This window comes from Actinoplanes missouriensis 431, from assembly GCF_000284295.1.
Classification (GTDB): Bacteria; Actinomycetota; Actinomycetes; order Mycobacteriales; family Micromonosporaceae; genus Actinoplanes; species Actinoplanes missouriensis.
This window is the reverse complement of record NC_017093.1, coordinates 8,395,080-8,416,442: the sequence shown is the minus strand read 5'-3', so window position 1 is coordinate 8,416,442 and position 21,363 is coordinate 8,395,080. Positions and strand designations below refer to the sequence as shown.

Genomic DNA, 21,363 nt, shown 5'->3' with positions numbered 1-21,363 from the left:
CTCAAACCTCCAGGTCGGACGGGAGCGGAGCCACCGAAGGAGGCGCCACGCCCGGTGTCGTGTCCAGATGTTCAAGGAGCCCGTCGACATATGACACGTCGACTCTGACTTTCTGGACTCGCCCGTCCACGTCGCGCATCACGAATTCGCGGAAGCCCAGGCGGTGCTGGGATGAGCTGTCCACCTGGGAGAGCGAGGCCAGCGTCGCCTCGTACCCGTCATGGACCGGCACCCGCAGGAGCCGGAGCGCTTCGGAGGCGATCTCCTGGTCCTCGGCGATCCGGCCGACGAAGACGGTGGAGACGAGGTTCTGCACGTCGAGGCCGAGAATGTCGCGCGGGTTCTGGGAGGCGACGAGTGCGGCCAGGTTCCATTTCCGGGAGTCGCGGGCGAGGCGGACCAGGAAGGAGCGGCCGGACCGCCAGCCTTCCATGAAGTGTGCCTCGTCGAGGCCGACCATTTTGCGGGACGACATCGAGCCGCCGTAGCAGCGGCGGACCGCCAGCCGGTGCGCGGTGTGCAGCATCGGCAGGGCGAGGGATTCCTCGGCCGACCAGTACTCGCGCTCGATTTTCAGGTCGGGGAGGCGCAGCCCGGCCATGGTGATGACGGTGAGGGCCGCGTCGGCGCCGAGCAGGTGTGCCGGCGGGTGGCCGAAGAAGAGCAGCGCGAGCGGCATCTCGGCGGTGTCGAGGAGCAGGTTCGCCAGCTCGCGGCCCTCGTCGTCGTCCAGGCCCTGGAGTGTGCGGACGACGTCGTCGAGAGTCGACGTCTCCTCGGCGGGGACCTGCCGGACCGCGTGCCGCAGCAGCGTGGCGGTCGACGCTTCCTTGGCGACCTGCGGTGGCACCAGCATCGAGCAGATGTCCTGGACGAGCATGCGGCGCTCGGCCCGCGCGTTGGAGATCGCGATCTCGAATTCCCGGTCGCCGGCCGGGCCGGTCGGGAACTCCGAGCGGATCGGGGTGGGGATCAGCGCGTACGGCGCGAGGGTCCCCTGTTCCGAGCCGGTGAGGTTCAGAACCCGGCTGTACGGCCGTAGTTCCGGCATCTGGCAGAGCCGGGCGAGCGGGCCGGACGGGTCGAGCAGCGTGACCTGGACGCCGCGGCGGGCGTTCAGGTAACCGAGCGCGCCCATCAGGGTCGACTTGCCACCGCCGGGCTCGGCCACGAAGACGCCGAGACCGGAGCGTTCCCGGACCTCCATCGGGAAGTGCAGGTCGAGGAAGACCGGACGGCGGCAGGTTCCCGCGGTACGCCCGATCAGGTCCCCCCGCCGGTCACCGACCGTGGAAGCCGCCTGGGGCAGCGCCGCGGCGAGCAGCTTCACCGGCATCCGCCGCACGTACCCGGTGTTGGCGATCGGCTCGCCGGGGATGAACTCGCGGGCGAGCTGGTCCTGGTTCTTCGGGTGCTGCAGCGAGATCCGCAGTTCCCGGGAGTAGAGCTGGATGAGCCGCCGGGCGCGTTCGAGGCATTCCTCGCGGGTGGCGCCGCCGACCGCGATCCGATGCCAGCCGTGCGCGCGGGCCGACTCGACGGGCAGCCCGGTGGTCATCTCGTCCCCGATGACGAGGGCGCGCTTGGCGAGCCGTTCGAGTTCCGGCGGCGCGTCGATGCCGTGCTCGGCGTAGTCGAGCTGCTGGGACCGGATCATCCGGAGCCGGTGCTCGAGGTTCTTGAACGAGCTGTTGGAGCCGAGGATGTCGATCCGCGAGGAGAGTTCCATCGGCCAGGGCAGGCGCTCGTGGAAGTGCATCCACGGCTCGTGCTTCTCCGGGATCTCCAGCGGTTCCATCCGGCCGACCGAGAGGACGGCGACGTGCCGTTCCTCGCCGGTCATCCGGTTGACCAGCTTGACCGTCGACCCGTACGGCGTGCGGTACCGCTCGACCTGCTCGGTGAGCGCGAGCAGGTCACCTGTCTCCCAGTGGCCGTTGGTGACCGGGGAGAGCAGTCCGGGCGGCGCCATGGCGAGCGCCACCGAGCGGTAGAGCAGCCATTCCAGCTCCTGCGGGGTGACCCGGCGCCCGCGCATGCCGAACGCGTTGAGTACCTCGTCGAACTGCTCGACGGTCCGGCCCAGTTTGCGGCGCTCGCCGTCGGAGGTGCCCTTGCCGAACATCCGCAGGATGCGCTCGGAGAACGTGTCGCCGAGCGAGCGCCGGGCGAACGTGACCCCGAGGAACGTCTGTCCCTCGGCGTGGTTGACCGAGAGCAGGTGCCGTTGCGCGGCGACCAGGTGGTCCGACCAGGAGGTGGCGCCGTGCACGTCGGGCAGCGGCTTGGCGGTGAACGAGTCGACCGTGCGGGCCCACTCGTCGGCCGGGAACGGCCGGGTGGTCCGGCGCAGGTGCAGCCGGAATCCGGCGAGCCCCGCGTACTGCTCGGAGATGGCGCTGAGCAGCGCCTCCCGCTCGGCGTCCGGCCGGAAGGCCCAGCGCACCTCGGGCAGCGAGTACCACGCGGTCACGGTGCTCTGGGTGAACGTCAGATGCCCGGCGATCTCGCTGATCGCCAGTTCCATGGCCGGGTCCCGGTCGCCGAACTTCATCTTCTGCGGGCGCACCGCGGGGGCCTTGGCCTCCTTGCGCTGCCGCACCGGCTTCGCCGGCTTCTCCCGCTTCGCGGGCGCCTTCTCCGGACGCTTGGCGGGGGCTTTCTCCGGCACCGGTACGGGTAGAGCACTCGTCACCGGAGCCGGAGCGGCAACGGTCTGCCACACTGCCGGAGCAGGTCCCGGATCCGCGGCCACGGGACGCGGCGGCTCGGGCGCCACACCTGCGGGGGAGTGCCCGGCGGCCGGGGCGGAGGTCGGCCAGTTGTCGAACTCGCTGAAGTCGAACTCGTCCGGCAGCGGCTCGGCGGCCGGCGCGGGCTCGCCCGGGAACGCCGGCGCGGCGGTCTCCGGCTCGGAGTAGAAGTCGGGCTCCGGCCCGACCGGCGCCCGGGTGAACGGCGCGCCACCCCAGCCGGGCGATTCCTCGACGACCGGCTCCACGGCCGGCGGGCCCGAGACGACGGGCCGAACAGGCGGAGCCGACTCGACGGGCCGAACAGGCGGAGCCGAAGAAACAGGCCGAGCAGGCGGCGTTGAAGGAGCCGGCCGGGCCGGCGGACGCGGAGCGGCAGGTGAGACCGGCGAGACCGGCGCGGGAGAATCCGGAGCGGCGACCCGGTCGTTGAACCCGAAGCCACGGTCCGGATCGGGGTCCACCGGGTTCGCGTAAACATCACTCGGACGGGTACTCGTGGTACGCGCCGGGGTGGCTGTTCCGCCGAACAGGTCGAGGAAGGGCGAGTCGATGTCCATGGTGGTGTCGACCGCGGTCCCACGCGGGCGGACCGGCTGCGGCGCCTGGAAGACGCCGACGCCGCCGTGTCCGGGGGCGGCGACGAGCTCGTCCGAGTTGTCCAGCGGATCAGGCGGAGAGTAATTGTCCGAGCGCACACCGTTACTGTGCCTGTCTGCGGACGAGGCATCCGCGCGGGGATGCCCGTGCGGAGAGGTTCCGGTCATGCGCGGACCCCGGCAGCGCGTGCGGCAGCCGTTATCGTGCGAGCGGTCCAAGCCGGTAGATCGGGGGCCAGCCAACTGGTCATACCAACTCCTCCCGGACGCGGATGCGAGTGGCGACAAGTCTCGGATCGCGTTGCTCCACGGCGGGCTCGCGGGTGCGGCGCCAGTCGGTGAGCGCGGTGCGGATGACGACGCGGGCCGGGCGGTCCGGGTCGACATGCCGGAACACGTACGACGTGGTGACCATGGCGAGGGCGATCTCCCAGGCCGGGAACGGGTCGAAGTCGAGCGTGATCAGGTAGTGGATTGCCATGAAGAGCGGCACCAGTGCGACGAACATCCCGTACTGCGCGTAGGGCAGGTGGATGGGCAGCGTGTATCCGGGCGGGCCCAGATAGACCAGGCGTGCCCGGTAGATGTCGTCGTCGGTCCTGAGCCGCATCTCAGTTGAAGATCAGGTCGATGATGTTTTCGCCGACGAAAAAGAGCGTCGCCGCGCCGGCGATGAACGCCAGGCCCACGATCGCGATCGCCGAGCTGGTGAGGACCTTGGAGATCTCACCGCGGCTGGCCCGGCCGATGAAGATGACGCCGAGCACCGCGAGCAGGATCGGTGCGATGTTGCTCGCGAAGAAAGTGACGATGCCTTCGGTGTTGATGGTGCCGCTTGGTGCCGCCAGTACGGCGAGTTCAGTGGCGATCATCGGTAAACCTCCCCGTGTCCGGTAAGGGGGGTACGGACACGCTGCAGTTGTGAAGCCGTACGGCAACGCCCATATGGTGCTACCTCGCGCTCACCACGTCGAGTGAGCTGTTCGGGCACTGCCATGCTCGTCTGCTCTCTTCGGTCACTTCATGATGCCCAGTTCCGAAGAGTACGGCTCGTACTTGCGAGCAACAAGCGCCCGTTTCGTTACCCAAGGTGAAGGAGCGCGTGAATTTCAGTCACGTGGCATCGTACACCTGTTCGAAAACCTGCTGCCCCGTACCCTTTGCCTGTGCCGACTTCACCGCTGGACGTGCAGCTCACGGGTGCTGAACTGCTCCGCAGGGATCACCCGGTCGTGATGGGCGTCCTCAACGTCACGCCGGACTCCTTCTCTGACGGTGGGAGATACACGGATATCGACGCCGCGGTTCAACACGGCATATGCCTATTTGAAGAAGGTGCCCACGTCATCGACGTCGGCGGCGAATCGACCCGGCCGGGAGCGGAGCGTGTGGACGCTCCCACCGAGATTGCCCGGGTGGTTCCGGTGATCAGAGGCTTGTTCGCCGAGGGCGTACCGGTCAGTGTCGACACGACACGCGCCGCGGTCGCCGAGGCCGCTCTGGAGGCCGGCGCCGTCGTGATCAACGACGTCTCCGGTGGGCTCGCCGACCCGGGGATGGCCTCGGTCGCGGCCGCCGCCGGCTGCCCCTGGATCCTCATGCACTGGCGTGGACACTCCCGCGACATGCAGAAGCTCGCCGTCTACTCCGACGTGGTCACCGAGGTCCGCGACGAGCTGCGGGCCCGCGCCGACGCCGCGGTCGCCGCCGGCGTCGATCCGAACCGGATCGTCCTCGACCCGGGTCTGGGCTTCGCGAAGACGGCCGAGCACAACTGGGCACTCTCCGCGCACCTCGACGAGCTGATCGAACTCGGCTTCCCGGTTCTCTTCGCGGCGAGCCGCAAGACCTACCTCGGGCGTCTGCTCGCCGGTCCGGACGGCACGCCGCGCCCGGTCGACGGCCGCGAGGCGGCCACCCTCGCCACCTCTTTACTGGCGGTCGCCTCCGGCGCGTGGGGGGTCCGGGTCCACGAGGTGCGCGCGACAGTGGACGCGCTCGCCGTCTGGCGGGCCACCGGCGCGCCGACATTCAAGATCAAAAACTGACTGGGGTACGGGGTGACGATGACCGGACACATCACGCTGACCGGACTGCGCGCGCGGGGCAACCACGGCGTCTATGACTTCGAGCGGGAGCAGGGCCAGGACTTCGTCGTCGACGTCCGGCTCGACCTCGACCTGGGACCGGCCGCCCGCTCCGACGACGTGACCGACACCGTTCATTACGGCGAGCTGGCCGGGCGGCTCGTCGACGTGCTCACCGGCGAGCCGGTCAACCTGCTGGAACGGCTCGCTGATCGGCTGCTCGACGTCTGTCTCGACGATTCCCGGGTGACCGCTGCCGAGGTGACGGTTCACAAGCCGCAGGCACCGATCCCGCACGAGTTCGCCGACGTCGCCGTCACGCTGCGCCGGGCACGCTCGTGACCCGGGCCGTTCTCTCGCTGGGCAGCAACCTCGGTGACCGGCGAGCCCACCTGCGGTCCGCCGTCGCGCTTCTGGGTGACAGCGTCACGGCGATCTCCGGCGTCTACGAGACACCGCCGTGGGGGGATGCGGCGCAACCCCCGTACCTCAATGTGGTGGTGATCGTGGATGACGCGAGCGCGACCGCGCGCGACTGGCTGGAGCGCGCCCGCGCGTGCGAATCGGCCGAAGGCCGGGTGAGGGACCCGGAACGCCGGTTCGGGCCGCGGACCCTCGACGTCGACGTGATCGATGTCCGCTCGGCCGACGGCACGCCGGTGACCAGCGACGACGAGGAGCTGACGCTGCCGCATCCGCGTGCGCACCTGCGGGCGTTCGTGCTCCGGCCCTGGCTCGATCTGGAACCGGACGCGGTGCTGCCCGGGCACGGATCGGTGGCCGCGCTGCTGGACGCGCCGGAGACCGCCGCCGACCTCGCGGCGATGAGCCCGCGGCCGGATCAGTCGCTAGAGTCGATGGAGTGAGCGCCAACCCCCAAGACGGGCGTCGTCCCGACCCGTCGCTGCGGCCGACGAGCATCTCCGTCCTCGTGGTGGCCGGCCTGGCCGCCGCGGCCGCGGGCTGGCTGCTGCTCAGCTTCTCCTACTCCCGTCTGCCCTCGCTGCCGTGGACTCCGGCGCTGGTCCTGGCCGTCCTCGCGGTCGCCGAGGCGATGCTCGCGCAGAACACCGCGGCCCGGATCCAGCGCAAACCCGGCGCTCCGCCGGTCGAGCCGCTGGCCGTCGCGCGCTATGTCGCTCTTGCGAAAGCGTCGGCGCTCGTCGGCGCGATCTTCGCCGGGTTCTCCGCCGGCCTGCTCACCTGGCTGCTGCTGGAGCCGACGAAGGCGGCCCGCGACGACATCCCGGCCACCGCGGGCGGTCTGGTGGCCGCGCTCGCGCTGATCGGCGCGGCGCTGTGGCTGGAGCGTTCCTGCCGGGTGCCGGAACAACCCGACCGGCAGGACGACGACTCCGATCGGCCGTCCGAACGACGTTGATGCTTGTCGACGTCTCTTACGCTCTGAACTGAGGCCATGCCGTATCCGTATGCTTTGCGGCGGGCGGCCCACAGCCGGAGTAGCGTGCGCCTCGAACCGCTCGCGGAGGCGTAAGGAGGCGCGGACATGTCGTATGACGACACCACGTTCCGCCGGCAGAACGACCAGACCGAGACGGATCCGGCCGCGTATCGGCGCCGGGTGCAGTACGACGACGCCACCGCCAGCACGCTCGACCAGTCGCTGCGCGCGCCGGTGACCACCACCGGCTCGTTCCCCGCGGTCGAGGAGGACGGCCGGGACCGCCTCGGCGTGCACCTCGGCTGGGAGGTGGTGCTCCTGCTCGCCACCGCGGCCATCGGCTTCCTGCTGTTCGGCGAGGACTCGGCCGCGCTGGAACGCCCGGCGCTGGACGCGCTGCTCGTCACCGGCGCCGCGATCGGGCTGCTCACCCTCGGCGCCGGGCTCAGTCTGCGGGCCGGCGTGCCGAACCTGGCGATCGGCCCGATCGCCCTGGCCGCCGCCTTTCAGTACGCGGAGAACGGCGACAGAGGACTGATTACCGCGCTGGCCCCGGCGCTGATCATCGGCGCGGCCGGCGGACTGATCGTGGCGATCGTGGTCGTCGCGCTGCACGTGCCGGGCTGGGCCGCCACGCTGGCCGCCGGGCTCGGCGTCATCGTCTACGCCCAGCTGCGCGTCGCGCCGGTCGTGGTGCAGGGCGACTGGAACCCGACCGACCAGGCATTCCTGCTCTTCGGCGGCTTCGCGCTGCTGGCCCTCCTCGGTGGCGCGCTCGGCGCGGTCGGCCCGGTGCGCCGCTGGGTCGGCGCCTTCCGCCCGTCCGGTGACCCGGCCCGCCGCCCGGGCAGCCGGGCAGCCGTGCCCGTGGTGCTCGCGCTGATCTTCTCCTCGGTCTGCGCGGTCGGCGCCGGCACGATCCTGGCCGCCGGCACGGACGCCCCGGTCGTCCCCGGCACCGGGCTGGAGTGGACCGGCATCGGCATCGGCCTGGCCCTGCTCGGCGGCACCAGCGCGTACGGGCGGCGCGGCGGGATCTTCGGCACGCTCTTCGCGGTCACCGCGCTGACCCTCTTCCTGGACTTCGAGAACCGGCGGGAGCTCGACATCGCGCTCTTCGCGATCGCGGCGAGCGTCTTCGCGGCCGGTCTGATCGTCACCCGGCTGGTCGAGACGTACGGGCGGCCGCTGCCCGCCGGTACCGGCGAGGAGTGGAACGCCGCGGCCAGCACCGGCACTTGGTCGCCGGACCGGCCGGAGACGTGGAACGCGCCGCCTGCCCCGCAGCCTGCCCGCGACGGCCGCTGGGACGACGGCCCGTGGGGCGCCACCCGCTGACTATGCTTTTGACCATGAGCTCGCCGACCTTCGCCGAACTGGACGCCCTTTCCACCGAGGAGCTGCGGGAGCGGGCCTTCGCCCGGGCCCGGGAGAACCACGACGTCAAGTTCTACTGGTCGGTGCTGCGGCACCTGCCGGACGCCGACGAGGCAGCCGCGCTGGACGGCGCGCCCAACTCGATCGGTCCGACCATCGACGAGGCGGTCGCGCTCTGGCGTGAGCTGGAGGGCCGTGACCTCGGCGAGCAGGAACCGCTGCTGCGAGCCGCCTTCATCGACTACCTGAGCAAGTGACGTTCATCGTTTGAGCGCCGGCCTCCGCTGGGAATAGCGGGGGCCATGGCTCTCGGGAATCGATATAAGACCGCACCGGGTGCGGGCACGCTCGCCGCACTGATACTCGTTCTCGTCTTCGGCAGCCCCTGGTACAGCGACTGGGCTCTGGAGAACACCAACGAGGGGACCGCCGGCGGCTGGTGGCTGCGGCTGCTGGCCTGGCCGCACTGGAGCTTCGACACCGACGACTCGCTGCGTGACGTGATCGTCGGGGATCTCAAGGCGATCCTGGTCGTGGTGCTGACCGCCGTCTTCCTCTACCTGCTGCCCGGCTCGCAGCTGGCCCGGGCCCGCGGCACGATCAGCCAGTTCTTCGCGGGCTGGGCCGCGTACATCTTCGCGGGCGGGTTCGCCGCTCTGCTCGCCACCCTCTTCCTCAGCAACCCCTCCCTGCTCGACGCGTTCCGGGCGGCAGGAGCGGGCGCCGGCTACGGCCTCTTCGTCGGCTGGATCGTCGGTTTCGCCTCGCTCGGCGGCCGGCGCGGCACCCGGTGACGTCTCGGCTGGCTCCCGCGTACGGGAACCAGCCGGATCGTCGGGTGATAGGGGGCCATATGTGCCGTTCGAGCGTGTGGCCGTTTCGTCCGGGGCGCACTCTCGGTAACATCTGCCCCCATGCCGGAACGCGACCCCGAAGCGGGACACAGCGCGAAGCTGCTCCGCGGCCTCCTCTGGGGCGGTGCTGGCCTCGCTCCGCTGGCGGCCGCCATCGTGCTGATCGGCGGCGGGCAGACCTCGATGCGCTTCGCCGTGCTGCTGCTCGCCGTGAGCGTGGTGCTGGTCGGCGCGTCCCTGCTGATCCGTGCCGATCCGGTGCTGCTCAGGATGGATGTCGAGGACCGCGTCGCGGAAGAGGTGGAGAAGCTCCGCCAGCAGATGCGCGCCGAGTTCGCCGGTGTGGCCGCGGCACACCCGGTCGCCGAGGCGCCCCGCCCGCCGCTGCCGCCACGCACCACCGGTGGCCGGGCGGTCGTCGCGCCCGAGCCTGGTTACGCTCCGCAGCCGGAGTATGACGCTGCCGGCTATGACGGTTACGAGTCGTACGCGGGCGATCAGTCCTATGACGGCCAGGGCTACGGCCACTCCTATGACGAGCAGCCGTATGAGGAACAGCCGTATGACGGGCAGCCCTACGAGGAGCAGCCCTACGAGGAGCCGTCCTACGGCGGGCAGTCCTATGAGCAGGCCCCGGCGTATGACGGCGGTTATGGGAACGCTCCGGCGGGACGGGCCTCCGCCTCCGTGCCGTCCGGGTCCGCCTCGGTGGTGCGCTCGGCTGCCGTACCCGGTCCGCCGCCTGCGCCTGCGATGAACGGCGCCGGCACCCTGCCGCCCGGCCCTGTTCCGCGCCCCCGTGCCGCGGCAGCCGTTCCGCCGCCCGGCCCGGGCCCGGCCCGTGGCGCCGCCGTGCCGCCGCCCGGTCCCGTCGGCCCGTCCGGTCCGCTGGGTCCGCCGCCGCCCGGCCCGGGTGGCCCCCGAGCCTCCGCGTCGGTGCCGCCCGGCCCGCCGCGCGCGTCCGCGGCCGTTCCCGGCCCGATCTCGTCCGGCCCGATCCCGCCCGGCCCGATCTCCTCGGGACCGATTCAGTCCGGTCCGATTCCGTCCGGGCCGATTCCGGCTGGTCCGATCTCGTCCGGACCCCTTCCGTCCGGGCCCATCTCGTCCGGTCCGATTCCGCCGGGTCCGGTCTCCTCGGGTCCCGTTCCGCCCGGCGCCGCGGGTCCGCCGCGTGCCTCGGCGTCGGTCCGGCCGGGCACCCAGTACGGCCGGCCGGAGGTCCCGAACGGCGACTTCGGCGCGGCCGGCGGATATTCCGGCGGGAACGAGTACGGCAGCCCCTACAACGCCTACGACGAGCAGCCCTACGACGACCAGGGGTACGAGGAGCACGGCTACGAGGACCCCGGATACCCCGACCAGGGTTACCCGTCCTACGAGGAGCCGTCCGGCGAGTACAAGGCGCGCCGCCACCGCCCGTCCGCGAACGACACCAACGTCGGCTCGCTCGACGACTTCGCGTCCTACGGCGGTTACCAGCAGGGCCGCTGACCTACTTGTCGATGTCGCCGACCACGAAGAACATCGACCCGAGGATCGCGATCAGATCCGGGACCAGGCAGCCCGGGATCAGCGTGGAGAGGGCCTGCACGTTCGCGTACGACGCGGTGCGCAGCTTGAGCCGCCACGGCGTCTTCTCGCCCCGGGACACCAGGTAGTACCCGTTCACGCCGAGCGGGTTCTCGGTCCAGGCGTAGGTGTGCCCCTCCGGCGCCTTCACGACCTTCGGCAGCCGCACGTTGACCGGCCCGCCGATCCGTTCCACCCGGTCCAGGCACTGCTCCACCAGGTCGAGTGAGACGTACGTCTGATCGAGCAGCACCTCGAACCGGGAGTGGCAGTCACCGGCCTGCCGGGTCACCACCGGTACTTCCAGCTGGTCGTACGCCAGATAGGGCTCGTCCCGCCGCAGATCGAAGTCCAGTCCGCTCGCCCGGGCCACCGGTCCCGAGGCGCCGAACGCAGCGGCGTCGGCCGCCGAGAGCACGCCGACACCGACCGTACGCGCCAGGAAGATGTCGTTCTTCCGGATCAGCTGGTCGAGGTCGGGCAGGCGGCGGCGGACCGCGGCGACGGCCTCCCGGGCGCGCTTGGTCCAGCCGGCCGGCACCTCCTCCTTGAGGCCGCCCACCCGGTTGAACATGTAGTGGATCCGGCCGCCGGAGACCTCCTCCATGACTGCCTGCAGCGTCTCCCGTTCCCGGAACGCGTAGAACATCGGTGTGATCGCGCCGATCTCCAGCGGGTAGGAGCCGAGGAACATCAGGTGGTTGAGCACCCGGTTCAGCTCGGCGAGCGCCATCCGCAGCCAGACCGCGCGCTCGGGCACCTCGATGCCCATCAGCCGTTCCACGGCGAGCACCACGCCCAGCTCGTTGGAGAACGCGGAGAGCCAGTCGTGCCGGTTCGCCAGCATGATGATCTGCCGGTAGTCGCGCACCTCGAAGAGCTTCTCGGCGCCGCGGTGCATGTAACCGACGATCGGCTCGCACTCGACGACGCGCTCACCGTCGAGCTTGAGCTTGAGCCGGAGCACACCGTGCGTCGACGGGTGCTGCGGCCCGATGTTGAGCACCATGTCGGCAGTCTCGAGACCGCTGCCCGTTCCGACCGTAATCTCACGCATGGGGTTGGCCTTCAGTCCGTTTCGAGGGGGCGGTCGGATGGCACGGCTGCATCGTCCCACGGATGTCGACGTTCACCGCGTGCCACAGCCACCAGTGCGCGCCGAGCCCGCTCGGATCGATCAACTCAGCGGCGCTGCCGGCCGCGGAGAGCGACCGGAGATAGGCCGCCGGGTCGGTGCGGGCCAGATCAAGCGGTGGCCGGGCGCCGTCGACACCGAGCGCTTTCAGCGCCTCGCGCTGGCGGATCATCGTGTACGGGTGACCGGCCGCCACCGCCACGGCGTCCATCGCCACGTGGGCCGTCACGTCGCAGCTCCCGTCCGGGACCGGTGGCACCTGGCGACCGTCGCGATAACCGGTGAGGCTGCCGAGCGTGGGCCGGTCGGCGCGCCGGTGCCCGTAATCGACGCAGAGCGCCACCCCGCGCCGGACCGCGGCGACCGCGTCCGCCCAGGCGGTGTCCCGCGGCCAGCCGATCTCGATCCGTCCCGGGCCGGTCCACCAGCGGCTCAGCCAGAAGAGGTCGGCCGCGTCGGCGGGCGCCCCGAGCGTCTCGGCGCCGGTCCGGCGGTCGACGAGCACCTTGCGCAGCGTGCCGTGCTCGTCGGTCTCCACCACGTCGAGCGGGACGTTGTCGAGCCATTCGGTGGCGATCAGCAGCCCGGTCACCCGGTCCGGGATGTCGCGGCGCCAGGAGATCCGCGGGTCCAGGCCGGGCGGCCGGGGCGCGATCTCGACGGCGACCGGCCGGACCCGTCCGGCCAGGCCGGCGGGGAGCGTCGCGAGCAGGGTGCGCAGCAGCTCGCCCCGGCCGGCGCCGACGTCGACCAGATCGAACGTCTCCGGCCGGCCGAGCGCCCGGTCGAGCCGCTCGACGAGGCGCAGCAGCGCTCCGGCGAACAGCGGGGAGGCGTGCACGCTGGTGCGGAAGTGCCCGGCCGGGCCGGCGTCGTCCCGCACGAAGAAGCCGTCGGTGCCGTAGAGCGCCGCCCGCATCGCCAGCCGCCACCCGATGGACATGCGGCCAGCCTAAGCCCGGGCCCCGAGGGGCGCGCGACGCGACGCGGCTGCGGCGCCAGAGAGCACTTAGCACCGGCTGGTCCGGCTGGTCCGGCTGGTCCGGCTGGTCCGGCTGGTCCGACTGGTCCGACTGGTCCGGCTGGTGCAGGGTGCTGTCCCGGGAGCGCTGACGACCGGCCGGACCAGCCGGCGCTCAGTGCTGTGGCGGCCCGGTCGATACAGCACCTGACGGCGAGCCGGTGCGGTTTGCCACAGGTGGTTGCTACGGGCGTGTTAATTCGGCGCATACTTCTCGCACGACCGGTACCCCGACTCGAGGACTGGATCCACAGATGAACGCTTTGACCGTCGGCGTCGTCGGCGCCGGCCGGGTGGGCGCCGTTCTGGGCGCCGCACTCACCGCGGCCGGGCACCGCGTGGTGGCCGCTGCCGCCGTCTCCAGCGCTTCCCGCGAACGCGCCGCCCGCCTGCTGCCGGACGCCGCGATCCTGCCCGCCGACGAGGTCGCACGGGCCGGCACCGACCTGCTGCTGCTCGCCGTCCCGGACGACGCCCTGCCCGAGATGATCGCCGGCCTGGACCGGACCGGCGCGCTGCGCCCCGGTCAGGTGGTGGCACATACCTCAGGGGCTCACGGACTCGCGGTTCTGGGCGATGTGAACGGCATGGCCCTGCATCCCGCGATGACCTTCACCGGGGCGGACACCGACCTGGACCGGCTGCCCGGCATCGCCTGGGGCGTGACCACCCGGGACCGGGCGTTCGCCACCCGGCTCGTGGCCGACCTGGGCGGCGTGCCGGAGTGGGTGGCCGAGGAGGCCCGGCCGCTCTACCACGCGGCCCTCGCGCACGGCGCGAACCACCTGGTCACGCTCGTCAACGACGCCTCCGACCTGCTGCGCGCGGCGGGTGTCGGCCGGCCCGGCCGGGTGCTCGAGCCACTGCTCACCGCGGCGCTCGACAACGCGCTGCGGATGGGTGACGCGGCGCTGACCGGCCCGGTCTCCCGGGGGGACGCCGGCACGGTCGGCAAGCATCTGGACCGGATGCCGGTGGACGCGGTCCCGGCGTACCTGGCGATGGCCCTGCGTACCGCGGACCGGGCGATCGCGTCCGGCCGGTTGCGCCCGCACGACGCGGCCGCGCTGCTCGACGTGCTGAGAAGGGCCGACGCGGCGCGCGTGCCGGGCGCTCACGTACAGAGCGGGAGTGTCGCGTGACGACGCTGGTGCACACCCGGGCCGACCTGGCCGCCGAGCTGGACCGGGCGGGCGGGGAGATCGCGGTCGTGATGACCATGGGGGCGCTGCACGAGGGCCACCGGCAGCTGATGCGGGTGGCGCGCGAGCGGTCGGCGTTCGTGGTGGTGACGATCTTCGTGAACCCGCTGCAGTTCGGGCCGGGCGAGGACTTCGAGAAGTATCCGCGCACCCTGGACGACGACGTCGCGGCCTGCGCGGCGGAGGGCGTCACGGTGGTGTTCGCGCCGAGCCGGGACGACGTCTATCCGGGTGGGCCGCCGTCGATCACGATGCATCCGGGGCCGCTCGGCGAGATCCTGGAGGGCGCGAGCCGGCCGGGACACTTCTCCGGCATGCTCACCGTGGTCCAGAAACTGCTGATGCTGACGCGCGCCGATGTGGCGTACTTCGGGGAGAAGGACTTCCAGCAACTCGCGCTGATCCGCCGGATGGCGCGTGACCTGGAGCTGGGCGTGGAGATCGAGGGCGTCCCGACCGTACGGGAAAGTGACGGTCTTGCCCTGTCCAGCCGCAACCGGTACCTCTCCGCCGAGCAACGCCTGTCGGCGCTGGCGCTCTCTCGCGCTCTGCGCGAGGGCGCCGCGCAGAGCGACGCCGAGTCGGTTCTGGCCGCGGCCCACAAGATCTTGGCGGATGAGCCCGGGGTACGGGTGGACTACCTGGCCCTGACCGGCGCGGATCTGGGCGCCGCGCCGGAGGAGGGCGAAGCTCGCCTGCTGGTGGCCGCCAAGGTCGGCAGCACCCGGCTCATCGACAACGTTCCGCTCCAGCTCCGGAAGGACTCCTGAATGCTGCGCACCATGCTCAAGTCGAAGATCCACCGCGCCACCGTGACCCAGGCCGACCTTCACTACGTCGGTTCGGTGACGATCGACGAGGACCTGCTCGACGCGGCCGACCTGATTCCCGGGGAGCAGGTGGCGATCGTGGACGTGACGAACGGCGCGCGCCTGGAGACCTATGTGATCCCGGGTGAGCGGGGCAGTGGCGTGATCGGCATCAACGGCGCGGCGGCGCACCTGGTGCACCCCGGTGACCTGGTCATCCTGATCTCCTACGGTCAGATGTCGACCGCGGAGGCGAAGGAGTACCGGCCTCGGGTCGTGCACGTGGACGCGTCCAACAGGGTCATCGAGCTGGGCGCCGACCCGGCCGAGGCGGTCCCCGGGATGGCCGATGACCTGGTGCGGGGTGACCTGACGCTGGCCCGCGGGTGAGTCGCCTGGGCGCTTTGTAGCGCTCTGCGGCGGGAACTTCCCGGAACGCCGCCGGTATCCGTACAGATCGTCTTACGATCGATAGATCGGACACCGGCGGCGGACGTGGGAGGCGGGTTCATGCGACACCGGCGGCGTACCCGAGGCGGCGCCGGGGCGGCCGCGATGAGCGTGGCGGTGCTGCTCGCCGCCGGGTGCGGCGGCAGCGGCGACATCGACGGCGACCTCATCAACGACTGGGGCGCGATGGCCGCGGCCACCAGCTTCGTGCCGGTCTCCGAGACGTGTCACCTGTCGAACTTCGCCGTCTCCGGGCCGCGGTCCACCTATGAGGAGGCGGACTGCGAGGTGCTGCACCGCACCGAGACGGTCTTCGTCGGCGCGTACACCGGCGCCGCGGCCGAATCCGGCGAGCCACCCGCCGAGACCTCGTCGGCGGCCAAGGCCGCCTATCGGACCTGCGACGACAAGACCACCGAGTACGTGGGCGGGCCGTGGCGCAACGCCCGCCTCTGGATCGGCGTCACCGACCCCTCACCTGCCGCCTGGAGCGGCGGCGCGCGGTGGTTCCGCTGCGAGGTGGTGGAACTCGACTCGATCGAGGACGACGGCGCCCTGGTCCAGCGCAAGGGCACGCTGCGCAACGCGCTCTCCACCGAGGGATCCGAGCTCGAACTCGGCTGTTACGCCATCGGGCTGGACGGCGGCGGCGCGATCGAGACGATGCCGGCCGCCGGATGCGCCGAGAAGCACAACGCCGAGTTCGTCGGGGTGTGGGAGGCGCCGGCCGACGCGGCGTACCCGAAGCGGGACGCGACGTGGGAGGAGTTCCACGACGGCTGCCGGACCGTTGTCGCGAAGTACGTCGATGTGCCGGACGACGCCGACCTGCGGTACCGGACCGGAGTGGTGTCGCTGCCCGGCAACGCCGACGTGTGGGCGCAGGGCGATCACAGCGTCCGCTGTTACCTGTGGCTCGACGGCGCGGAGCTGACGAGCTCGCTCGAAGGCAAGGGCACGAAAGCCCTCCCTGTCCAGTACAAGTAACCGTGACCACTGATGGTGCCCCCGCCGCGACGGATCCGGGCGGGCGGAGTGTACTGGGACACATGTCACCTCTCGCGGATCTACCGGCGCTGCCCCGCCGGCTCGCGGCTGCCGAGCCGGGCTGGACCGAGACCACCGACGTCGTCGTGGTCGGTTCCGGGATCGCCGGCCTGACCGCCGCCCTGCACCTGCGCGAACAGGGCCTGCACGTCACGGTCGTGACCAAGGTGAACATCGACGACGGCTCCACGCGCTGGGCGCAGGGCGGGATCGCCGCCGTGCTGGACCCGCTGGACTCGCCGCAGGCGCACGCGTACGACACCGAGATCGCCGGCGTCGGTCTCTGCGACCCGGAAGCGGTCCGGGTGCTGGTCGAGGAGGGTCCGGCCCGGATCCGGGAGCTGATCCGCCGGGGCGCCGAGTTCGACCGCAACCCGGACGGCTCGCTGATGCTGACCCGCGAGGGCGGGCACCGGGCCGACCGGATCGTGCACGCCGGCGGCGACGCGACGGGCGCCGAGGTGCAGCGCGCGCTGCACGAGGCGGTGCACCGGGACCCGTGGATCCGCCTGGTGGAGCACGCGCTCGTGCTGGACCTGCTGCGCGCCGCCGACGGCCGGGCCTGCGGGCTCACCCTGCACGTGCTCGGCGAGGGCAGTGAGGACGGCGTCGGCGCGATCCTGGCCCGGGCCGTGGTGCTGGCGACCGGCGGGATGGGCCAGATCTACTCGTCCACCACGAACCCGTCGGTCTCCACCGGTGACGGGGTCGCGCTGGCGCTGCGGGCCGGCGCGGTCGTCACCGACGTCGAGTTCGTGCAGTTCCACCCGACCTCGTTCGTGTCCGGCGAGGTGAACTCGGTCCAGCGGCCGCTGATCTCGGAGGCGCTGCGGGGCGAGGGGGCGTACCTGGTCGACGAGACCGGCGAGCGGTTCATGGTGGGGCAGCACGAGCTCGCCGAGCTGGCGCCCCGCGACGTGGTCGCCAAGGGCATCTACCGGGTGCTGCGGGCCACCGGGGCGGACCACGTCTATCTGGACGCGCGGCACCTTGGCAAGGAGTTCCTGGAGCACCGCTTCCCGACCATCATGGCGTCCACCCGGGCCGCCGGCGTCGACCCGGCCACCGAGCTGATCCCGGTCGCCCCGGCCGCGCACTACGCCTCCGGCGGAGTCCGCACCGACCTGCACGGCCGTACCAGCATCCCCGGCCTGTACGCCTGCGGCGAGGTGGCCTGCACCGGCGTGCACGGCGCCAACCGGCTGGCCAGCAACTCCCTGCTCGAAGGCCTGGTCTTCGCCAAGCGGATCGCCGACGACATCGGCCGGGACCTGCCGGAACAGGCCGAGCCGTTGCGTGCCGACGCGGGCCCGGCCTGGGTCGCCGACCCGGCCACCCGTCCCGAGCTGCAGCGGGCGATGACCCGCGGCGCCGGCGTGCTGCGCTCGGCCGACTCGCTGGCCGGCGCCGCCAAGGAGCTGAGCCGGCTGTCCGAGCAGCGGTCCCGGCCGAACACCGCGGCGTGGGAGGCGACGAACCTGCTCACCATCGCGTCGGTGCTCGTCGCCAACGCGCTGTCGCGCCGGGAGACGCGCGGCTGCCATTGGCGCGAGGACCACCCGACCGCCGCCGACGAGTGGCGCGGCCACCTGCTCAACGCCGTCGGAACCGACGGACACCTGACCCAGAAGTTCGAGGAGATGGCGTGACGCTTCCCGGAATCGACCTGGCCGAGCTGCAGCGGATCGTCTTCACGGCGCTCGGCGAGGACCTCGGTGACCCGCCCCGCGACGTGACGAGCGAGGCCACCATCCCGGCCGGCCAGATCGGCATCGCCGAGCTCGTCGCCCGCGCCGACGGCGTGGTGGCGGGACTGCTGGTGGCGGCCGAGGTCTTCGCCGTCACGTCGTCCGGCACGGCGACGTTCGAGCAGGTGGCGAACGACGGCGACCGGGTACGCCGGGGCGACGTGCTGGCCCGGGTGACCGGTCCGACCAGGGCGCTGCTGACCGCCGAGCGCACCGCCCTGAACCTGATCAGCCGGATGTCCGGGGTCGCGACGCACACCCGCAAGTGGGCCGAGATCCTGGAGGGCACCGGCGCGACGGTGCTGGACACCCGCAAGACCACGCCCGGCCTGCGGGCGCTGGAGAAGTACGCGGTACGGGTCGGCGGGGGCACCAACAAGCGGATGGGCCTCTACGACGTCGCGATGATCAAGGACAACCACAAGCTGGCGGCCGGCAGCATCACCGCCGCCTATCAGCTGGTGCGCCAGACGTTCCCGGACGTGGCGGTGCAGGTCGAGGTGACCACGCTGGAGGAGGCGCGGGAGGCGGTCGAGGCCGGCGCGACGTTCCTGCTCTGCGACAACATGCGGCCCGAGCTGCTCACCGAGGTGGTGGCCGCGGTCGGTGACCGGGCCGAGCTCGAGGCGACCGGGAACCTGACGCTGGAGACCGCCGCCGCGTACGCCGCGACCGGGGTGAACTATCTGTCGGTCGGCGGGCTGACCCACTCGTCGCCGATCCTCGACATCGCACTGGACCTGCGTCCGCGCTGAGAACCGGTGATCCTCACCTCGGGGATCGCGGCGGGTTCGCGGTGAACCGGCGGGCTCGGGGACGGTCCGGGTGCGGTCGGGGACGGCGGGCGGCGTACACAATGAAGGTCTTGATTTTGATTCTTAGGGGCCATCGTGCTGCTTTGCATTGACATCGGTAACACCAACACCGTGCTGGCCACCTTCGACGGCGACAAACTGGTGCACAACTGGCGGATCAAGACCGACGCCGCATCGACCGCCGACGAACTCGGCCTGATGTTTCGCGGACTGCTGGCCGGCGACGCGGTCGAGATCACCGGGGTGGCCGCGTGCTCGACGGTTCCGGCCGCGCTGCGCAACCTGCGCACCATGCTGAAGCGCTACTACGGCGAGGTGCCCAGCGTGATCGTGGAGCCGGGCGTGAAGACCGGCGTGCAGCTCGCGATCGACAACCCCAAGGAGGTCGGCTCCGACCGGGTGGTCAACACGCTGGCGGCGCATGCGCTCTACGGCGGGCCGTCGATCGTCGTCGATTTCGGAACCACCACCAACTTCGACCTGATCAGTGCCCGGGGTGAGTTCCTCGGCGGCGCGTTCGCGCCCGGCATCGAGATCTCGTTCGACGCGCTCGCGGCCCGCGCCGCCCAGCTGCGCAAGGTCGAGCCGACCAGGCCGAAATCGGTCATCGGCAAGAACACGGTGGAGTGTCTGCAGGCCGGGCTCTACTTCGGCTTCGCCGGGCAGGTGGACCGGATCGTGGAGCGGATGGTCGAGGAGATCGGCCCGGTCAAGGCGGTGATCGCGACCGGTGGCCTGGCCTGGCTGGTCAAGGACGAGTGCCGGACCATCACCGCGCACGAGCCGATGATCACGCTGATCGGGCTGCGGATGGTATATGAGCGGAACGTCTGAGCAGCGCTGAGTACGCTTTCCAGGTCTTTGATGAGAATCCAGCAGGAAGTCGAGCCGTGACCGAGCAGAACACGCCAGCAGTGGACCCCGCCGAGGACCTTCCCGAGCAGATGCGGGTCCGCCGGGCGAAGCGCGACAGGCTGCTGGCCGAGGGCGTCCCGCCGTACCCGGTGAACGTTCCCCGGACCGCCGAGCTCGCGGAGATCCGCGCCAAGTACGCGGAGCTGCCCACCGACACCGCCAGCGGCGACACGGTCTCGGTCACCGGCCGGGTGATCTTCGTGCGGAACGGCGGCAAGCTCTGCTTCGCCACGCTGCGCGCCGGCGACGGCACCGAGCTGCAGGCGATGCTCTCGCTGGACAAGGTCGGCGCCGACGCGCTGGACGAATGGAAGAAGGTCGTCGACCTCGGTGACCTGGTCGCGATCACCGGTGAAGTGATCACCAGCCGCCGCGGCGAGCTTTCCGTGCTCGCCGATTCCTGGACGATGAGCGCCAAGTCGCTGCGTCCGCTTCCGGTCGCGCACAAGCCGCTTTCCGAGGAGACCCGGGTGCGGCAGCGCTATGTCGATCTCATCGTCCGGCCGCAGGCCCGCGACGTCGTGCGCACTCGTGCCACGGTGGTCCGCAGCCTGCGTGAGTCGCTGTTCCGCCGCAATTTCCTCGAGGTGGAAACACCCATGTTGCAGTTGCTGCACGGGGGCGCGGCGGCCCGGCCGTTTGTGACTCACAGCAACGCGCTGGACACCGATCTTTATCTGCGGATCGCCCCGGAACTGTTTTTGAAGCGTGCCGTGGTCGGCGGCATCGAGCGGGTCTTCGAGATCAACCGCAACTTCCGGAATGAGGGCATGGACTCCACGCACTCTCCGGAGTTCGCCATGCTCGAGGCGTATCAGGCGTATGCCGACTACAACGTCATGCAGCAGCAGGTCCGGGAGTGGATTCAGGAGGCCGCGACCGCCGTCTCCGGATCGCACGTGGTGACCCACGCCGACGGCACCGAGGTGGACCTGGGCGGCGAGTGGGCCGAGATCACCCTCTTCGGCGCCGTCTCCGAGGCGCTCGGCGAGGAGGTCACCATCTCCACCGACCTCGCCCAGCTCCAGCGGTACGCGGAGAAGGTGCAGCTCGGCGTCGACCCGAAGTGGAGCGCCGGAAAGCTCGCCGAGGAGCTCTTCGAGCACCTCGTGCAGCACAAGCTGCAGCAGCCGACGTTCGTCCGGGACTACCCGGAGGAGACCGCCCCGCTCACCGCGGCGCACCGCTCCATTCCGGGACTGACCGAGAAGTGGGACCTCTACGTCGCCGGATTCGAGCTCGCCACCGCGTACTCGGAACTCGTCGACCCGGTTGTCCAGCGCGAACGGCTGCACGCGCAGTCGCTGCTCGCGGCCGGTGGCGACGCCGAGGCGATGCAGCTGGACGAGGATTTCCTCCGTGCCATGGAGTACGGAATGCCGCCCACGGGTGGCATGGGAATGGGAATCGACCGGCTGTTGATGGCGCTCACCGGCCTTGGCATTCGGGAAACGATCCTCTTCCCCTTGGTCCGGCCGGAGTAGTTGCTCGGCATTATTGCCCCCGCCATTGACGGCCGATACGCCCCTGGCGTTATTGTCTTCCCATTGCTGGGGAGAGAACCTGTGTTCGGGAGG

General features: G+C 71.1%; 21 protein-coding genes. 16 read left to right on the top strand and 5 right to left on the bottom strand.

Annotated elements, in window-relative coordinates:
• Position 1: 1 nt before the first annotated feature.
• From AMIS_RS38455 to AMIS_RS38445, 3 genes are all read right to left on the bottom strand, one after another.
• Positions 2 to 3,520, bottom strand: a complete 3,519-nt coding sequence (locus AMIS_RS38455) for an ATP-binding protein (protein ID WP_014447894.1) — start codon at positions 3,518 to 3,520, stop codon at positions 2 to 4.
• A 79-nt stretch (positions 3,521 to 3,599) separates the two neighbouring features.
• Positions 3,600 to 3,962, bottom strand: coding sequence for a hypothetical protein (locus AMIS_RS38450; RefSeq protein WP_014447893.1), 363 nt, complete (start codon positions 3,960 to 3,962; stop codon positions 3,600 to 3,602).
• Position 3,963: 1 nt separating this feature from the next.
• On the bottom strand, positions 3,964 to 4,224 hold the full coding sequence (locus AMIS_RS38445) for a hypothetical protein (protein WP_014447892.1): 261 nt from the start codon (positions 4,222 to 4,224) through the stop codon (positions 3,964 to 3,966).
• A 363-nt stretch (positions 4,225 to 4,587) separates the two neighbouring features.
• On the opposite strand from AMIS_RS38445, the gene folP reads away from it, so the two are divergent.
• From folP to AMIS_RS38405, 8 genes are all read left to right on the top strand, one after another.
• Entirely contained in the window at positions 4,588 to 5,400 is an 813-nt protein-coding gene (folP, locus tag AMIS_RS38440; protein WP_083888865.1) for a dihydropteroate synthase, read from the top strand.
• Positions 5,401 to 5,418: 18 nt separating this feature from the next.
• Complete coding sequence (gene folB, locus AMIS_RS38435) at positions 5,419 to 5,781, top strand: dihydroneopterin aldolase (protein WP_014447890.1); 363 nt, start codon at positions 5,419 to 5,421, stop codon at positions 5,779 to 5,781.
• On the top strand, positions 5,778 to 6,305 hold the full coding sequence (gene folK, locus AMIS_RS38430; RefSeq protein ID WP_014447889.1) for a 2-amino-4-hydroxy-6-hydroxymethyldihydropteridine diphosphokinase: 528 nt from the start codon (positions 5,778 to 5,780) through the stop codon (positions 6,303 to 6,305). The genes folB and folK overlap by 4 nt, the downstream gene beginning before the upstream one ends.
• On the top strand, positions 6,302 to 6,820 hold the full coding sequence (locus tag AMIS_RS38425) for a DUF3180 domain-containing protein (RefSeq protein ID WP_014447888.1): 519 nt from the start codon (positions 6,302 to 6,304) through the stop codon (positions 6,818 to 6,820). Before folK ends, AMIS_RS38425 begins: the two co-directional genes overlap by 4 nt.
• Before the next feature lie 126 nt (positions 6,821 to 6,946).
• Positions 6,947 to 8,179 carry an ABC transporter permease gene (locus tag AMIS_RS38420; RefSeq protein ID WP_014447887.1) on the top strand — a complete coding sequence of 411 codons (1,233 nt, stop codon included), beginning with the start codon at positions 6,947 to 6,949 and terminating at the stop codon, positions 8,177 to 8,179.
• A 14-nt stretch (positions 8,180 to 8,193) separates the two neighbouring features.
• Positions 8,194 to 8,475 (top strand): hypothetical protein, encoded by a 282-nt coding sequence (locus AMIS_RS38415; RefSeq protein WP_386933052.1) that lies wholly within the window; start codon positions 8,194 to 8,196, stop codon positions 8,473 to 8,475.
• A gap of 45 nt (positions 8,476 to 8,520) precedes the next feature.
• Entirely contained in the window at positions 8,521 to 9,012 is a 492-nt protein-coding gene (locus AMIS_RS38410; RefSeq protein ID WP_014447885.1) for a hypothetical protein, read from the top strand.
• Positions 9,013 to 9,132: 120 nt separating this feature from the next.
• Positions 9,133 to 10,566 carry a hypothetical protein gene (locus AMIS_RS38405; protein WP_014447884.1) on the top strand — a complete coding sequence of 478 codons (1,434 nt, stop codon included), beginning with the start codon at positions 9,133 to 9,135 and terminating at the stop codon, positions 10,564 to 10,566.
• 1 nt (position 10,567) lies between these two features.
• On the opposite strand, the gene AMIS_RS38400 is transcribed toward AMIS_RS38405, so the two are convergent.
• Together AMIS_RS38400 and AMIS_RS38395 are read right to left on the bottom strand one after the other, a co-directional pair.
• Positions 10,568 to 11,701 carry an NADH-quinone oxidoreductase subunit D gene (locus AMIS_RS38400; protein ID WP_014447883.1) on the bottom strand — a complete coding sequence of 378 codons (1,134 nt, stop codon included), beginning with the start codon at positions 11,699 to 11,701 and terminating at the stop codon, positions 10,568 to 10,570.
• Positions 11,694 to 12,722 carry an SAM-dependent methyltransferase gene (locus AMIS_RS38395; RefSeq protein ID WP_014447882.1) on the bottom strand — a complete coding sequence of 343 codons (1,029 nt, stop codon included), beginning with the start codon at positions 12,720 to 12,722 and terminating at the stop codon, positions 11,694 to 11,696. The genes AMIS_RS38400 and AMIS_RS38395 overlap by 8 nt, the downstream gene beginning before the upstream one ends.
• 332 nt (positions 12,723 to 13,054) lie before the next feature.
• Between AMIS_RS38395 and AMIS_RS38390 the strand changes: the two genes are divergently transcribed.
• The 8 genes from AMIS_RS38390 to lysS all read left to right on the top strand — a co-directional run bounded on the left by AMIS_RS38390 (position 13,055) and on the right by lysS (position 21,270).
• Entirely contained in the window at positions 13,055 to 13,942 is an 888-nt protein-coding gene (locus tag AMIS_RS38390; RefSeq protein ID WP_014447881.1) for a Rossmann-like and DUF2520 domain-containing protein, read from the top strand.
• Positions 13,939 to 14,772: a pantoate--beta-alanine ligase gene (panC, locus tag AMIS_RS38385; protein ID WP_014447880.1), complete on the top strand. Its 834-nt coding sequence runs from the start codon at positions 13,939 to 13,941 to the stop codon at positions 14,770 to 14,772. Before AMIS_RS38390 ends, panC begins: the two co-directional genes overlap by 4 nt.
• Entirely contained in the window at positions 14,773 to 15,201 is a 429-nt protein-coding gene (gene panD, locus AMIS_RS38380) for an aspartate 1-decarboxylase (RefSeq protein WP_014447879.1), read from the top strand.
• Between the two features lie 120 nt (positions 15,202 to 15,321).
• Positions 15,322 to 16,248 carry a septum formation family protein gene (locus AMIS_RS38375; protein ID WP_014447878.1) on the top strand — a complete coding sequence of 309 codons (927 nt, stop codon included), beginning with the start codon at positions 15,322 to 15,324 and terminating at the stop codon, positions 16,246 to 16,248.
• A gap of 62 nt (positions 16,249 to 16,310) precedes the next feature.
• Positions 16,311 to 17,957: an L-aspartate oxidase gene (locus tag AMIS_RS38370; RefSeq protein ID WP_014447877.1), complete on the top strand. Its 1,647-nt coding sequence runs from the start codon at positions 16,311 to 16,313 to the stop codon at positions 17,955 to 17,957.
• Complete coding sequence (nadC, locus tag AMIS_RS38365) at positions 17,954 to 18,811, top strand: carboxylating nicotinate-nucleotide diphosphorylase (RefSeq protein WP_014447876.1); 858 nt, start codon at positions 17,954 to 17,956, stop codon at positions 18,809 to 18,811. Before AMIS_RS38370 ends, nadC begins: the two co-directional genes overlap by 4 nt.
• A 135-nt stretch (positions 18,812 to 18,946) precedes the next feature.
• Positions 18,947 to 19,705, top strand: a complete 759-nt coding sequence (locus tag AMIS_RS38360) for a type III pantothenate kinase (RefSeq protein WP_014447875.1) — start codon at positions 18,947 to 18,949, stop codon at positions 19,703 to 19,705.
• Between the two features lie 56 nt (positions 19,706 to 19,761).
• Complete coding sequence (lysS, locus tag AMIS_RS38355; protein WP_014447874.1) at positions 19,762 to 21,270, top strand: lysine--tRNA ligase; 1,509 nt, start codon at positions 19,762 to 19,764, stop codon at positions 21,268 to 21,270.
• The last annotated feature ends 93 nt before the right edge of the window (positions 21,271 to 21,363 follow it).

Excerpts from the sequence above, each read along its gene's own strand:
- AMIS_RS38455 (WP_014447894.1), bottom strand. The coding sequence starts at position 3,520 with ATGACCGGAACCTCTCCGCACGGGCATCCCCGCGCGGATGCCTCGTCC.
- AMIS_RS38450 (WP_014447893.1), bottom strand. The coding sequence starts at position 3,962 with ATGCGGCTCAGGACCGACGACGACATCTACCGGGCACGCCTGGTCTAT.
- AMIS_RS38445 (WP_014447892.1), bottom strand. The coding sequence starts at position 4,224 with ATGATCGCCACTGAACTCGCCGTACTGGCGGCACCAAGCGGCACCATC.
- folP (WP_083888865.1), top strand. The coding sequence starts at position 4,588 with ATGGGCGTCCTCAACGTCACGCCGGACTCCTTCTCTGACGGTGGGAGA.
- folB (WP_014447890.1), top strand. The coding sequence starts at position 5,419 with ATGACCGGACACATCACGCTGACCGGACTGCGCGCGCGGGGCAACCAC.
- AMIS_RS38420 (WP_014447887.1), top strand. The coding sequence starts at position 6,947 with ATGTCGTATGACGACACCACGTTCCGCCGGCAGAACGACCAGACCGAG.
- AMIS_RS38415 (WP_386933052.1), top strand. The coding sequence starts at position 8,194 with ATGAGCTCGCCGACCTTCGCCGAACTGGACGCCCTTTCCACCGAGGAG.
- AMIS_RS38410 (WP_014447885.1), top strand. The coding sequence starts at position 8,521 with ATGGCTCTCGGGAATCGATATAAGACCGCACCGGGTGCGGGCACGCTC.
- AMIS_RS38405 (WP_014447884.1), top strand. The coding sequence starts at position 9,133 with ATGCCGGAACGCGACCCCGAAGCGGGACACAGCGCGAAGCTGCTCCGC.
- AMIS_RS38400 (WP_014447883.1), bottom strand. The coding sequence starts at position 11,701 with ATGCGTGAGATTACGGTCGGAACGGGCAGCGGTCTCGAGACTGCCGAC.
- AMIS_RS38395 (WP_014447882.1), bottom strand. The coding sequence starts at position 12,722 with ATGTCCATCGGGTGGCGGCTGGCGATGCGGGCGGCGCTCTACGGCACC.
- AMIS_RS38390 (WP_014447881.1), top strand. The coding sequence starts at position 13,055 with ATGAACGCTTTGACCGTCGGCGTCGTCGGCGCCGGCCGGGTGGGCGCC.
- panD (WP_014447879.1), top strand. The coding sequence starts at position 14,773 with ATGCTGCGCACCATGCTCAAGTCGAAGATCCACCGCGCCACCGTGACC.
- AMIS_RS38375 (WP_014447878.1), top strand. The coding sequence starts at position 15,322 with ATGCGACACCGGCGGCGTACCCGAGGCGGCGCCGGGGCGGCCGCGATG.
- AMIS_RS38370 (WP_014447877.1), top strand. The coding sequence starts at position 16,311 with ATGTCACCTCTCGCGGATCTACCGGCGCTGCCCCGCCGGCTCGCGGCT.